Annotated in this window: 14 protein-coding genes; 10 read left to right on the forward strand and 4 right to left on the reverse strand. The window is 35.3% G+C overall.

The features are described from left to right. The first annotated feature begins 25 nt into the window (after positions 1 to 25). From xylB to H3S73_RS09725, 3 genes are all read left to right on the forward strand, one after another. Entirely contained in the window at positions 26 to 1,483 is a 1,458-nt protein-coding gene (gene xylB, locus H3S73_RS09715; protein WP_198236517.1) for a xylulokinase, read from the forward strand. Between the two features lie 381 nt (positions 1,484 to 1,864). Continuing rightward, positions 1,865 to 3,514, forward strand: a complete 1,650-nt coding sequence (locus H3S73_RS09720; RefSeq protein WP_198236516.1) for a family 43 glycosylhydrolase — start codon at positions 1,865 to 1,867, stop codon at positions 3,512 to 3,514. A gap of 16 nt (positions 3,515 to 3,530) precedes the next feature. Further along, positions 3,531 to 4,766 carry an MFS transporter gene (locus tag H3S73_RS09725; RefSeq protein WP_198236515.1) on the forward strand — a complete coding sequence of 412 codons (1,236 nt, stop codon included), beginning with the start codon at positions 3,531 to 3,533 and terminating at the stop codon, positions 4,764 to 4,766. A gap of 80 nt (positions 4,767 to 4,846) precedes the next feature. Here the strand turns inward: H3S73_RS09725 and H3S73_RS09730 are convergent, their stop codons facing one another. Beyond that, positions 4,847 to 6,037, reverse strand: a complete 1,191-nt coding sequence (locus H3S73_RS09730) for a DNA-binding transcriptional regulator (protein WP_232352971.1) — start codon at positions 6,035 to 6,037, stop codon at positions 4,847 to 4,849. A gap of 443 nt (positions 6,038 to 6,480) precedes the next feature. On the opposite strand from H3S73_RS09730, the gene rpsL reads away from it, so the two are divergent. The 4 genes from rpsL to tuf all read left to right on the forward strand — a co-directional run bounded on the left by rpsL (position 6,481) and on the right by tuf (position 10,892). Further along, on the forward strand, positions 6,481 to 6,855 hold the full coding sequence (gene rpsL / locus H3S73_RS09735) for a 30S ribosomal protein S12 (RefSeq protein WP_025316630.1): 375 nt from the start codon (positions 6,481 to 6,483) through the stop codon (positions 6,853 to 6,855). 100 nt (positions 6,856 to 6,955) lie between these two features. Further along, positions 6,956 to 7,426 carry a 30S ribosomal protein S7 gene (gene rpsG, locus H3S73_RS09740; RefSeq protein WP_065737965.1) on the forward strand — a complete coding sequence of 157 codons (471 nt, stop codon included), beginning with the start codon at positions 6,956 to 6,958 and terminating at the stop codon, positions 7,424 to 7,426. Between the two features lie 109 nt (positions 7,427 to 7,535). Then, on the forward strand, positions 7,536 to 9,638 hold the full coding sequence (fusA, locus tag H3S73_RS09745; RefSeq protein ID WP_065737966.1) for an elongation factor G: 2,103 nt from the start codon (positions 7,536 to 7,538) through the stop codon (positions 9,636 to 9,638). A 69-nt stretch (positions 9,639 to 9,707) separates the two neighbouring features. Beyond that, positions 9,708 to 10,892, forward strand: a complete 1,185-nt coding sequence (gene tuf, locus H3S73_RS09750) for an elongation factor Tu (protein WP_025314614.1) — start codon at positions 9,708 to 9,710, stop codon at positions 10,890 to 10,892. Positions 10,893 to 11,070: 178 nt separating this feature from the next. On the opposite strand, the gene H3S73_RS09755 is transcribed toward tuf, so the two are convergent. After that, positions 11,071 to 11,787 (reverse strand): Crp/Fnr family transcriptional regulator, encoded by a 717-nt coding sequence (locus H3S73_RS09755; RefSeq protein ID WP_086272649.1) that lies wholly within the window; start codon positions 11,785 to 11,787, stop codon positions 11,071 to 11,073. 164 nt (positions 11,788 to 11,951) lie between these two features. Between H3S73_RS09755 and H3S73_RS09760 the strand changes: the two genes are divergently transcribed. The 3 genes from H3S73_RS09760 (at position 11,952) to H3S73_RS09770 (ending at position 13,525) form a co-directional block, all read left to right on the forward strand. Further along, the gene (locus tag H3S73_RS09760) at positions 11,952 to 12,299 is read left to right on the forward strand and encodes a cupin domain-containing protein (protein WP_198236514.1); all 348 of its coding nucleotides are present in this window, start codon (positions 11,952 to 11,954) and stop codon (positions 12,297 to 12,299) included. An 11-nt stretch (positions 12,300 to 12,310) separates the two neighbouring features. Beyond that, entirely contained in the window at positions 12,311 to 13,090 is a 780-nt protein-coding gene (locus H3S73_RS09765; RefSeq protein WP_198236513.1) for a class I SAM-dependent methyltransferase, read from the forward strand. Between the two features lie 99 nt (positions 13,091 to 13,189). Continuing rightward, positions 13,190 to 13,525 (forward strand): zinc ribbon domain-containing protein YjdM, encoded by a 336-nt coding sequence (locus H3S73_RS09770; protein WP_065602954.1) that lies wholly within the window; start codon positions 13,190 to 13,192, stop codon positions 13,523 to 13,525. Between the two features lie 230 nt (positions 13,526 to 13,755). Here the strand turns inward: H3S73_RS09770 and fliR are convergent, their stop codons facing one another. Then, positions 13,756 to 14,559: a flagellar biosynthetic protein FliR gene (fliR, locus tag H3S73_RS09775; RefSeq protein WP_198236512.1), complete on the reverse strand. Its 804-nt coding sequence runs from the start codon at positions 14,557 to 14,559 to the stop codon at positions 13,756 to 13,758. Between the two features lie 2 nt (positions 14,560 to 14,561). Beyond that, on the reverse strand, positions 14,562 to 14,831 hold the full coding sequence (fliQ, locus tag H3S73_RS09780; protein WP_039129046.1) for a flagellar biosynthesis protein FliQ: 270 nt from the start codon (positions 14,829 to 14,831) through the stop codon (positions 14,562 to 14,564). Positions 14,832 to 14,856 lie beyond the last annotated feature (25 nt).

Consider the following 14,856-nt stretch of genomic DNA (forward strand, 5'->3'; position numbering starts at 1 on the left):
TGATGGCAACACAATGGAGAAAACTATGTACATTGGTATTGATTTAGGTACTTCAGGGATCAAAGTAATTTTGATGGATGAACAACAACACATCGTTGCCACTATTACAAAACCACTAACTGTATCACGCCCTCATCAATTATGGTCTGAACAAGATCCTTTACAATGGTGGCATGCAACCAATATGGCTATGCGTGAACTTAGTCAGCAACATAATTTAAAAACTGTAAAAGCCATTGGTCTAAGTGGGCAAATGCATGGTGCTGTACTTTTAGATCAACAAGCACAAATATTAAGACCAGCAATACTTTGGAATGACGGACGTTGTGATGCCGAGTGTCATCAATTAGAACAACAAGTACCGGCGTCAAGACAAATCACAGGAAACTTGATGATGGCGGGCTTCACTGCACCCAAAATCAAATGGGTACAAAATCATGAACCAGAAATATTCGCCAAGATTGACAAAGTACTATTACCCAAAGACTATTTACGTTTTAAAATCACCAATCAATTTGCATCCGATATGGCTGATGCTGCCGGTACAATGTGGTTAGATGTTGAAAAGCGCGATTGGAGTGATTTACTATTAGATGCTTGCGGTTTAACTCGAAAACATATGCCAACTCTGTTTGAGGGCACTCAAGTCACTGGTTATGTTACAGATGAAATTGCCAATGATTGGGGAATTAACACCATTTCGGTGATAGCTGGTGGCGGAGATAATTCAGCTGGCGCAGTGGGGGTCGGTTTGTATCAATCTGGTCAAGCCATGTTATCACTTGGAACCTCAGGTGTTTATTTTGCCGTTACGGATCGTTTTATCAGCAAGCCAGAACAAGCAATCCATAGTTTCTGCCATGCCCTACCTAATCGGTGGCATCTTATGTCGGTTATGTTGAGTTGCGCTTCATGCCTTGATTGGGCCTGCCAATTATTAGAAATTAAAGATGTGGCGACATTATTATCTTCAATTGAAGAACAACAAGCTAACGATAAACCACCGGTGTATTTTTTACCTTATCTATCAGGAGAGAGAACGCCACATAATAATCCTGAAGCAAAAGGCGTATTTTTTGGTCTAACTTATCAACATAACAAGATAGATCTAGCAAAAGCAGTATTATTGGGTGTCAGCTATGCGCTTGCCGATGGTATTGATGTTGTTCATCAAACAGGTATTTCACCCGATAAAATTTTGATTATTGGTGGCGGGGCACGTAGCCGCTATTGGCGACAATTAATCAGTGATATTTCAGGCTACCCTATTGAATATTGTGAAGGAAGCGAAGTTGGCCCCGCTTTAGGTGCAGCGAAACTGGCACAAATTGCATGTAATCCAAATACTCAGTTAGAGGCTTTATTACCGCCATTACCGCTGATTCAAACCCATCAACCTGACATGAAAAAATATGCACAATTCCAACAACAACGTTCAATTTTTAGAAAAATTTATCAACAGCTAAAACCATTAATGTCTTAATATTTAACCAGCAGAAGTTCATATTTATATGATTTTCTGCTGTTAACCAAACATCTTCACTAGTTAAATGATATTTAGTCAAACGTTATTATCACTATTGCCAATAATTCAAACCTATCAACCCGACATGAAAAAACATGCATAATTCTAACTACAGCGTTCAACTTTTAGAAAAATTGACAAAATATTTAATAATTTAAAATTAACTCACCACCTATTTATGTTCATAACGCTAGGAATGTGATCAATCTCTCATTAACAAAATATCGTAATCTGAAAACCAAATTTGATAATAAAAAAGTTTTAACAGATAAATTATAGTTCAATCAGAAACATAAAGATTTTCTCTTATCAATAACATAATGCAAGGAGTTTTAAAAAATGCCTAAAATAAAAAATCCTATTATACCTGGCATGTCACCTGATCCATCTATTATACGGGTCAATGATACTTACTATATTGCTACATCAACTTTCCATTGGCACCCTTCAATACAAATTTTTCAATCTAATGATTTATCAAATTGGAAACTAATTGATTATATTTTTAAAAATGGTGAAATCAAACTTTCTGGAACCAATACACCTGCGGGTATTTGGGCTCCTCATTTATCTTATGATCCGATCAATAAAAAATATTGGTTAATTTATTCTCACATGGTTAGCATGGCTGGAAGAGAATTTAATGCTGATGCTTATGCAGTTCATGCAGATAACATAAAAGGTCCTTGGTCAGATCCTATTTATTTTACTTCCATTGGTTTTGACCCTGCATTATTTCACGATGATGATGGCAAACATTATTTAACGATCTTAGAATGGGAAACTCGCCAAGGTTATCAAGCACCTGGAAATATAGTAATAGCAGAAGTAGATTTAAATACAGGTAAAGTCATTAGCCCATGGACAAGAGTGACCAATGGATTTACTACTCGAGGATGTTCTGAAGCTCCACAAATTTATAAAAAATTCGACTATTATTATCTAATAATTGCTGCCGGAGGAACTGGTTATGCTCATGGCATTGAAATAGGTCGCTCTAAAAATATTTATGGGCCTTATGAACCACATCCGTCAAGAGAACCAATAGTCACATCATCACCCAATCATTTATTTTCATTAGGTGACCCAGATGCGGGGCATTTTGAAATGTACAATCCAAATTCAATAATGCAAAAAGCCGGTCATGGTTCATTATTTGAGGCACAAGATGGTGAGTGGTACATTGCTCACTTAATGTCTAGACCGCTTAAGGGGACATTGTTAAATCCTTTGGGTCGAGAAACGTCTATACAAAAGATGAGATGGACCGATGATGGCTGGTTAGAAATGGCTGACGGTACAAATTTAGCTAAAATGGAGTTTGATTATTCATTACCTATTGGTAATGAAGTAAGCCATGATGTTATTGATGATTTTGATAAAGAGTATCAATTAGAATTTATGACACCATATAGAGCGCAAACACCTAATTGGGTAAATACCCATGAACGACCAGGACATTTGCGAATATATGGACAAAATTCACTATTCTCCCAATTTAATCCATCAATTATGGCAACAAGAGCAACATCCTTTAATTATGATGTTCAAACTAAAGTAGAGTTTCATCCTGAGCATTATTCACAAACGGCTGGAATTGGAATTTATTATGATTCTAATAATTGGATCTACTTACATTTAACTTATAGTGAACAACTAAACGCTACCATCCTTACTATTTTACAAGCAAAACTTGGAGCTCGAATTGAATTTGTTAATCATAGAATAGTAATACCTAATGGACAAGTTGAACTCAAATTATCATATCGAGATGGATTTGTTTCACTCTTTTATCGAATTGAGAAAGAGGAGTGGAATAATATCATTAATCAGATAGATGCTACTTATTTGTCTGATGAGGGAGTAAATGGAGAACCTGGAGAAATAGGTGGTTTTACAGGATTATTTAATTTTATCGCCTCAGTTGATACCTACCAACATCAATCCTACGCCGATTTTGATTATTACTACGTGAAAAATAATCAATAATATTAAGGAAGACATCATGAAAATAACAATTCCATTAACTCGACTAGTTCCTGGACTTATTATTGGACCTGCCACTTGGTTAGGTCCCTACATTGCAGCAGCCAGTCTATTTTTACCCGCTTTAATTCAACAACTTGATGAAACAAATAAAATTACATTATTAGCGCTATTTTCAAGTTGTGGTATGGTTGCTGCAACAATATCAAACATGTTGGCAGGTTATGTATCTGATAGGACTTATTCTAGATTTGGCAGTCGCACACCATGGATTATAATTGGCGCAATTACGTTTATGTTATCAATGATATTAACATCAACCGCAAACAGTATACCTTTTTTATTATTTTGTTGGATATTAGCGCAAACTGCCTTAAATTTTGTTGTGGCGCCGATGGTTGCTTGGCTTGATTTTGCAGCAGATGATAAAAAAGGAACCGCATCAGGTGCTTATGGAGGCCTCGGTATGGCACTGGGTAATAATGGATTTACAATTATTGCTGCAATGTTCTTAGGTAGTTTCCGATTAGGTTTCATTGTATTTGGGATAATCACTTTTATCGGTGCATTAATATCAGTCTTTATTGTTCGCGAACCTTCTAATTTGGACAAAAAAAACCAAAATCAGGTAAAACAAAATGATCATAAACAAAAAAGCTCATTAGCTATATTTCCGAGATGGTCAATTGGTCGTGATTACTACCTAGCATTAATAGGTAAACTTTTTCAAGGAATTGGCAATTTTACAATCACTGGTTATTTGCTATTTATTATGACTGACTTTATGAATACTGACTCATCTGAAACTCAAAACTCTATTCAGTTAATTAATTTGGTTATGCTTATATTTGGCATTTTGATGGGATTCATTGCTGGACCAATCTCCGATAAATTGAAAATTCTCAAAATTCCAGTTGGGTTATCAACAATATTTTTAGGTATTGGCGCGTTAAGTTTAGTTATTGCTCCTAATCATATTGGTATTTTGATTTATGCATTCGCAGCTGGAATTGGTATGGGCGTTTGGAACTCTTTAGATAATTTATTAAATTTAGAAGTTATTCCCGACAAAAATAGAATTGCATTCTTTCTAGGCGTTTATAATTTAGGTAATACAGCAACTCAAGCTTTAGCACCAATAATTGCAGCTTGTGTAATATCACTATTCGGTTTTGGAGCAATATTTATTACGTCCTTTGTTTTTGCAATGTTGGGAGGAATATCAATACTTTCAATCCGTTCAGTAAAAAGATAAACATCTAGAAATTAGGAAAATGTAAATAAATATTCTGTTTTCCTTTCATTTTATAAAAAATGATCTTAATAATATGACGCCTATAGATGATTAATGGTTGTAAATTTACTTCTAAAATCTTTAGGTGTAATTCCATAAAATTTTTTAAATAAAAAATAAAAATATTGTACTGATGGATATCCACATTGCTGGGAAATAGCCTGAATAGACAATGATGATTCAATTAATAGATATTTAGCTCGATTAAATTTCTCTTCATGAATCACTGAATGAATGGTTTTACCTAATGACTCTTTAAAACGTATTTCTAAATTAGACCGAGAAATTTGCATATCAGAAATAACTTGCTCGACTTTAATGCCTTTACAGGCATATTTTCGAATATAATGCATTGCTTGAATAACATACGGATCTTGTATTGAACGATAATCTGTTGAACGCCTCGCAATAATTTTTTTGGGCTCAATCAATAAAGGAGAGGTGGAAACTTTCCCTTTAGTTAAGCGTTTATGCAATAGACTCGCTGCGTTAAAGCCCATCTCTTCTGTGCCTTGTTTTACGGTCGATAAAGAAACCATTGATAAATTATTTATCACTTCTTCATTATCAATACCAATCAAACATAGTTCTTCTGGTATTTTTAAGCCGACCATATCACAAGCTTGTAAAATATGATGCGCTCTAGCATCATTTACCGCGATAATACCGGTATTAACAGGTAATGATAATAACCATTTGGACAATTTATCTAAACTTTCTTGCCAATTATCTAAAGAAGTTATCATTCCTTGATAGATAACGCCTTGATAACCTTTCTGGGTTAAAATTTTTTCAAAGATTTTTTCCCTTACGCCTGCCCAACGACAATATCGAGTTGGTGGTATACTATAAAAAGCAAATTGATGTATTCCTTTATCGCATAAGTGATTAAAAGCACTTTCCATGATGGCATAATTATCAGCCGCCACATAAGGAACTTTAGGATAACTAAAATCATCATGATACGAGCTACCCACACCAATTATCGGAATATCAACCTTGGTAAGCAAATCTTCAATATCAGGATCATCAAAATTAGCAATAATGCCATCACAATCTAAATGGAAAGAAGCTTTTTTATCGTAACGCAAAGTTTCTGATATATAAATATTCCAGTGAATATTATTTAATTTCAAAAAATCGCCAATACCTTTAAGAATTTGTCGATCGTAGATATTATTTGCATTAAATAATAAAACAACTTTGTAAGATTCATTCTTTATATTCATCATTGTTACACGTTAAATATGTTCACAATCAATATATTATTACTGTTTTTTAATGTTTAAAAATTTGAGTAAAATCACATAATGTTAACTAACATAAAATGAAACCGATCACTTTTATAAAAAATACTCGCTTTAATTAGCTTTTTGGCGACCTTCTTAATCACTAAACATGAGTGATATCAAAATAAGCATAAATTACAGTAAATAATTTAAACAACAAAAGAAGAGTAACAAAATAAAATTAAAACATTTTTATTATTTTTACCTAATACTAATAAAATTTAATTGAAACAGGCAAAGAACTTGTGGTAATACTTGACATTATGGCTGTTGGGGTCTAGAATCTTGCGACCCAAAACTTATATACATAATTTTTGGTCTACAGTTATTAATTACGTATCTAAAAAGCAATTTTAAATTTATTTTAATTAATCAGGAGCTTATTAATGGCAACAATTAATCAGCTGGTACGCAAACCGAGAGCGCTAAAGGAAGTAAAAAGTAACGTTCCTGCTCTTGAAGCATGCCCGCAAAAACGCGGTGTTTGTACACGTGTTTACACTACTACACCGAAAAAACCAAACTCAGCATTACGTAAAGTATGCCGTGTACGTTTAACCAACGGTTTTGAAGTAACTTCATATATCGGTGGTGAAGGTCACAACTTACAAGAACATAGCGTGATTTTAATCCGCGGTGGTCGTGTTAAAGACTTACCTGGTGTTCGTTATCATACTGTTCGCGGTGCATTAGACTGCGCAGGTGTTAAAGATCGCAAACAAAGCCGTTCTAAATACGGTGTGAAACGACCTAAAGCTTAATGGAACTCCGTTAAGTAAGGCCAAACTAAATAATTCCATTTAACTCACTTGAGTTTTGGGTAAACCTGAAAAATTTATAACATATAAACGGAGTATTCCAATGCCACGTCGTCATGTTGCTGGTCAAAGAAAAATTTTACCTGATCCGAAATTCGGTTCAGATTTGCTGGCGAAATTTGTAAATATTTTAATGATAGATGGAAAAAAATCTATCGCAGAATCAATCGTATATTCAGCTCTTGATAAATTAGCTGAGCGTAGTGGAAAAGACCACTTAGCAGCTTTCGAAGTTGCATTAGATAACGTAAGACCAACTCTAGAAGTTAAGTCTCGTCGCGTTGGTGGTTCTACATACCAAGTTCCTGTTGAAGTGCGCCCTGTTCGTCGTAATGCACTTGCAATGCGTTGGATTGTAGATGCAGCACGTAAACGTGGCGATAAATCAATGGCTTTACGCCTAGCGAATGAACTTATGGATGCTTTTGAAAACAAAGGTACCGCTGTGAAAAAACGCGAAGATGTTCATCGTATGGCTGAAGCTAATAAAGCGTTTGCACACTATCGTTGGTAATTTTAGCCATTCAATTAAATGGCTGAGGATTCGGCTGGTAGTAAATATCGACTGTCAGCCAACCTAAATGATATTTTATTAAGCAAACGATTCTAAGTAGAGGATTAATATGGCTCGTACAACCCCTATAGTACGCTACCGCAATATTGGTATTAGTGCACATATTGACGCAGGTAAAACAACAACAACTGAACGTATTTTGTTTTACACTGGTGTAAGTCACAAAATTGGTGAGGTTCATGATGGCGCAGCTACCATGGACTGGATGGAACAAGAACAAGAACGTGGTATTACTATCACTTCTGCTGCAACAACTGCATTCTGGTCTGGTATGGGTCAACAATTTGAACCACACCGTATCAACATTATCGACACCCCGGGACACGTTGACTTCACAATCGAAGTAGAACGTTCTATGCGTGTTCTTGATGGTGCAGTAATGGTTTACTGTGCGGTTGGTGGTGTTCAACCTCAATCAGAAACAGTATGGCGTCAAGCAAACAAATATAAAGTTCCACGTATCGCTTTCGTAAACAAAATGGACCGTATGGGTGCTAACTTCTTACGTGTTGTTGATCAAATCAAAACTCGTTTAGCAGCAGTACCAGTTCCTTTAGTTTTACCTATCGGTGCAGAAGAAGGCTTTACTGGTGTAGTTGATTTACTTAAACGTAAAGCAATTAACTGGAATGATGCTGATCAAGGCGTAACATTCACTTATGAAGATGTACCTGCTGACATGGTTGAGCAAGTCGAAGAATGGCGTGCTTACTTAATGGAAGCTGCGGCTGAAGCAAGTGAAGAGTTAATGGAAAAATACCTTGGTGGTGAAGAGTTAACTGAAGAAGAAGTTAAAGCTGCATTACGTGAACGCGTACTTGCTAATGAAATCATCTTAGTAACTTGTGGTAGTGCCTTTAAAAATAAAGGTGTTCAATTCATGCTTGATGCAGTTATTGAATATCTACCTGCACCAACTGATGTACCTGCAATTAAAGGTGAATTAGCAAATGGTGAAGCAGCTGAACGTCATTCAAGTGATGATGAACCATTCTCATCATTAGCATTCAAAATTGCAACTGACCCATTTGTTGGTAACTTAACATTCTTCCGTGTTTACTCTGGTGTTGTAAACTCAGGTGATACTGTTCTTAACTCTGTTAAAGATAAAAAAGAACGTTTTGGTCGTATCGTTCAGATGCACGCTAACAAACGTGAAGAAATTAAAGAAGTTCGCGCGGGTGACATTGCTGCAGCAATCGGTCTAAAAGATGTGACTACTGGTGATACTCTTTGTGCTGAAAGCGCACCAATCATTCTTGAAAGAATGGAATTCCCTGAACCAGTAATTTCAGTTGCAGTTGAACCAAAAACCAAAGCTGACCAAGAAAAAATGGGTCTTGCTTTAGGTCGACTAGCACAAGAAGACCCTTCATTCCGTGTTCACACAGATGAAGAATCAGGTCAAACAATCATTTCTGGTATGGGTGAGCTTCACTTAGAAATCATCGTTGACCGTATGAAACGTGAATTCAAAGTTGAAGCGAATGTTGGTAAACCACAAGTTGCTTACCGTGAAACCATTCGTAATGAAGTTGAACAAGAAGGTAAATTTGTTCGTCAATCTGGTGGTCGTGGTCAATATGGTCATGTGTGGTTAAAAATCAAACCATTGGAAGCTGGCGGCGAAGGCTACAAATTCAACAATGAAATTGTTGGTGGTGTGGTTCCTAAAGAATACATCCCTGCAGTTGATAAAGGCTGTCAAGAACAAATGAAAAATGGTGTTCTTGCTGGTTACCCAATTGTTGATGTTGAAGTTACTATCTTTGATGGTTCTTACCATGATGTCGACTCATCAGAAATGGCATTTAAAATTGCCGGTTCAATGGCATTTAAAGAAGGCTTCATGAAAGCTAAACCAGTGCTTTTAGAACCGATTATGAAAGTAGAAGTTGAAACTCCAGAAGATTATATGGGTGACGTAATTGGTGACTTAAACCGTCGTCGTGGTATGATCGAAGGAATGGAAGATACCGCTACTGGTAAAACAGTTAAAGCACAAGTTCCACTTTCAGAAATGTTTGGTTATGCAACAGATCTTCGTTCACAAACACAAGGTCGTGCTTCTTACTCTATGGAGTTCTTGAAGTACAATGAAGCGCCAACCAATATTGCTACAGCAATTATTGAAGCTCGTAAAGCGAAATAATTTTTATATAAATAAAGTAACACTTCCCTTTTATTTAGAAGGGGAGTGATTTAATAAAGGAACATTAAGATGTCTAAAGAAAAATTTGAACGTACAAAACCCCACGTTAACGTTGGTACAATCGGCCACGTTGACCATGGTAAAACAACTTTAACTGCAGCTATTACTTCTGTACTTTCTAAAAAATACGGCGGTCAAGCTCGTGCATTCGATCAAATCGATAACGCGCCAGAAGAAAAAGCTCGTGGTATCACCATCAACACTTCACACGTTGAATACGATACACCAACTCGTCACTACGCACACGTAGACTGCCCAGGCCATGCTGACTATGTTAAAAACATGATCACTGGTGCGGCACAAATGGACGGTGCTATCTTAGTAGTAGCAGCAACAGATGGTCCTATGCCACAAACTCGTGAGCACATTCTTTTAGGTCGTCAAGTAGGTGTTCCTTATATCATCGTATTCTTAAACAAATGCGATATGGTTGATGATGAAGAGTTATTAGAATTAGTTGAAATGGAAGTACGTGAACTTCTATCTCAATACGATTTCCCAGGTGATGACACTCCAGTAATTCGTGGTTCAGCGCTTAAAGCGTTAGAAGGCGATGCAGAATGGGAAGAAAAAATTGTTGAGTTAGCAAATGCATTAGACACCTACATTCCAGAACCAGAGCGTGACATTGATAAACCATTCTTATTACCAATCGAAGACGTATTCTCAATCTCAGGTCGTGGTACAGTAGTAACAGGTCGTGTAGAGCGCGGTGTAATCAAAACTGGTGAAGAAGTTGAAATCGTTGGTATCAAACCGACTACTAAAACAACTTGTACTGGTGTAGAAATGTTCCGTAAAATACTAGACGAAGGCCGTGCAGGTGAAAACGTTGGTATACTATTACGTGGTACAAAACGTGAAGAAATCGAACGTGGTCAAGTATTAGCAAAACCAGGTTCAATCACTCCACATACTGATTTTGAATCAGAAGTGTATATCCTAAGCAAAGATGAAGGTGGTCGTCATACTCCATTCTTCAAAGGCTACCGTCCACAGTTCTACTTCCGTACAACTGACGTAACTGGTACTATCGAATTACCAGAAGGCGTAGAGATGGTAATGCCAGGTGATAACATCAAAATGACTGTATCATTAATTCACCCAATCGCAATGGCAGACGGCTTACGTTTCGCTATCCGTGAAGGTGGTCGTACTGTTGGTGCTGGTGTTGTTGCTAAGGTTATTAAATAATCTATGTTAACTATTTAGAGCATTATATATTTAATGCTCTTTATCAGTATAAGAGGCGCGTATAATACGCGCCTTTTTTATGTATCTCGATCACTCTTAAAATGTCAATTTATCGTTTTAATTTTTATGTGCTCTATTTGTCCTTTATAAAACACTATTACTAAACACCAACAAATTTTTAAAATGAACGTTGAAAAGGTAGAGTAAGCTCTTTCAAATAAGCGTCATTCAGTATATTAATTCGATTATTTTCAACTTGAATAATTTTTTGTTTTCGCCAGTTCGACATTAATCGGCTTAACGTTTCATAACGAATACCTAACTTTGTCGCTAACTGACCACGTGAAATAGGCAATATAAATTGATAAGTGTTACTGGAAGAACATAATGATAACAAATAACTAGCCAAACGCTGTTCTGAGGAGCTTGAAGTTAACCAATCGATATTATTTATTTGCTCATATAATTTAGTACTAAAACGTATTAATAAACGTTGCATAATAATAGGATTAGTTTTGCAAACTTGCAATAAACTCTGTTTTTCAATTAATAATACCGAACAATCTGTTTTAGCTCTAATCGTCATTGGAAAACGATTATGTGGCATAAAGATAGCGGCAATAGCCACTAATTGATAATGATAAAAAATACCAAAAATCTTTTCTTCACCTAAATAAGTACTACGATAAACTTCAACTTCCCCAGTTAAAACAAGCACACAACAAGATAAGGGTTTACCTTCATAACTGATCATTTCTCCTTTTATCAATTCTTTATAGCTAGCATTTTCAATAATAGGCATTAACGCCTCTTTATCTAATCCTTGAAACAACTCAACTTGAGTTAACCAACCAAAAATCTGTTGCTCAGTTGGTATATTTTTGACAAATATCATAGGTTTTGCCTAAAGATGCTTCTAGAATGAATTCAATATAATTGATAATAGTTCTTATTTCAATACTGATAATTACTTTAAATTATTAAATAACCATATGAAATATATGGTTTTATTCTTAAAACCACAATAACTCATTTACACACTAAATATAGGAGTCGTTTATGCCAAATAATACCATTAACCCTGCTCAAGCATTCGAAATCACCTCATTAATTAACGCAACAGAACAAAGTATTGCCAGTCGGATTTTAGCTAAAACAACAGGTGGCAATTTAACGCTCTTTGCGTTTGATAAAGGGCAAGGATTATCCGAACATAGTGCCCCTTTTGATGCCATTGTCATGGTTATTGAAGGTGAACTAACCTTGATTATTGATGGCCAACCCGTTAAAGCTATACCCGGTACCATTGTCAGAATGCCTGCTAACGTTCCTCATGCAGTTGAAGCTCCACAAGCAGCTAAAATGCTACTCATCATGTTAAGAGAAATTACACTAAATACTAATTAAGGTGCTATATAATGGACGACATAAAAAAAGAAGCTGGGCACAAATTTCTTGCTCGCCTAGGAAAAACCAGATTACGCCCAGGTGGTAGAAAAGCTACTGAATGGTTATTTAAACAAGCACACTTTACACCACAAAGTCAGGTACTTGAAATTGCATGCAACATGGGTACAACATCTATCGAAATTGCCCAGCGTTTCGGTTGCCATATAATTGGTGTAGATATGGATAAACTTGCTTTAGAAAAAGCAAAGCAAAATGTTATTAAAAATAAAGTTACTCATTTAGTTGATATACAACAAGCTAATGCATCAACATTGCCCTTTGCCGATAATAGTTTTGACATAGTGATTAACGAAGCGATGTTAACAATGTATGCGAATAAAGCTAAAACGCATTTAATTAAAGAGTATTATCGAGTATTAAAGCCAGGAGGCAAACTCCTTACTCACGATATTATGCTAGTTAATCCAGCACAATCACAAGAAGTTATAGGACGAATTCATCAAGCAATTAATGTTAATGCCCAGCCGATTAGCTATGAATCTTGGCATGCCCTTTTTGCTGATGTTGGATTTATTGATATTCAATCACAACATGCTGCCATGACATTAATGTCTCCTAAAGGCATGGTTTATGATGAAGGTTTATTAGGAACATTCAGAATTATTCTCAATGCACTACGTAAACAAAATCGACCACAATTTTTTAAAATGTTTAAAACATTCAAACAATACCGAAACCAACTTAATTATATAGCCATCTGTTCTATCAAACCTAAATCAGCCATTTGATAACCACTATAACGCTATTGAAAATCGGAATACCATGACTTAATAGCGTTTTTTTGCTATAGTAAACGCCATTTTATTTAACTTGGATTATTCATACCCATGGAATCTATACCTAACTGCCCTGTTTGCCAGTCTGAACATACTTATCATGATGGTTCATTTTATGTTTGCCCTGAATGTGCTCACGAATGGGATCCGAACGATGTTGCTTCAACTGATGAAGGATTACAAGTGAAAGACAGTAATGGTAATTTACTTGCTGATGGCGACGATATTATTTTAATTAAAGACCTTAAATTAAAAGGTTCTTCTACCGTTTTGAAAAAAGGTGCTAAAGCCAAAGGCATTCGTTTAGTTGAAGGCGATCATGAGATCGATTGTAAAATTGATGGCATGAAAATCATGCTTAAAGCTTGTTTTGTAAAAAAAGCTTAATTGATATCAATAAAATGCTGATTATATCAGCATTCCTTTCTTGTTTAGTTTTAACGCATCTTTTTTAAATTATTATTTAATGTAATTCAACCTATTTTTATACTGAAACGTATAGTTAACCTGAAACTTTTTTACAAAAATGAACATTGAATGTGATGAATAGCTAATGAAAAGAGTAATTAAATAAGAATTAAATTAATAAATTTCTCAATTATATCATCAATATCACATTACTGAACATCACTTAAAAACCATAAAATAACAGAAATGTGATTAAACATCTGTTCAAAAACAAACTCAGTAAATGTTGGCAACATCGAAATTAAATAGCTTAACATGATTAATCCTAACAATAGTGTTAGTGGATAACCGACCACAAAAATGGATAATTGTGGTGTAATTCTATTTAATAACCCCAATGATATATTGATGATCAACAGTAAAGTCATCAAAGGAAGCGCTAACATAATACCATTAATAAACAGTTGGTTACTTACATCAATTAAGGCTAAATAACCATTTGCAGGCAATGTCATAAGTCTAATTGGAACAATATCAAAGCTATTTGAAATACCATATAATAACCATAAGTGACCATCTAAACTTAAAAAAATCAGTAACGCTATAATATTAATTAAGCGAGATAAAACTGAAGTGGATGGCCCCCCGATTGGATCAAAAAAAGTTGCCATTCCCAATCCCATTTGCATTCCAATTAATTCACCCGAAATTCTGACGGTTATAAACGCAAGTTGCATAGTAAAACCAATCAACACGCCAATCATTATTTGCTGAGCGATAACCCATACCCCCGTTAAAGAATAGATTTTTATATTTTCATCAAGATGAGGAATGGGTAGAAGCATAACAATTACTAATGCTAAACCAACCTTTATGCGATTTGGTACTTCTTTTTCACCAAAAATTGGCGCAACCATAATTAATGCCAAAATGCGCACAAACGGAAAAAAAACATCTTTAATCCAAGAAAAGAAATCAATATTAAATAGACTGTTAATATTAAAATCTATCATCTTTAATGAGTTAAGTTAGGAATATCGGTGATAACAATTTGAATGTAGTCAATCATTGTTGACAACATTGATGGTCCCAAAATAATTAAAACCACGATCACTGCTAAAATTTTGGGAATAAATGATAAGGTCATTTCGTTAATTTGCGTAGCCGCTTGCAATAAACTAATGACTAAACCAGTAACTAAAGCGGCTAACAGTAAAGGGCCAGCAAGAGAGGCTGCGACTTTTATGGCTTGCATTGCTAAGGTACTAATATACTCAGGTGACATACTATTCCTTCATTCGAATTTCTTA

This window comes from Gilliamella sp. B14384G12, from assembly GCF_016101825.1.
Taxonomy (GTDB): Bacteria; Pseudomonadota; Gammaproteobacteria; order Enterobacterales; family Orbaceae; genus Gilliamella; species Gilliamella apicola_N.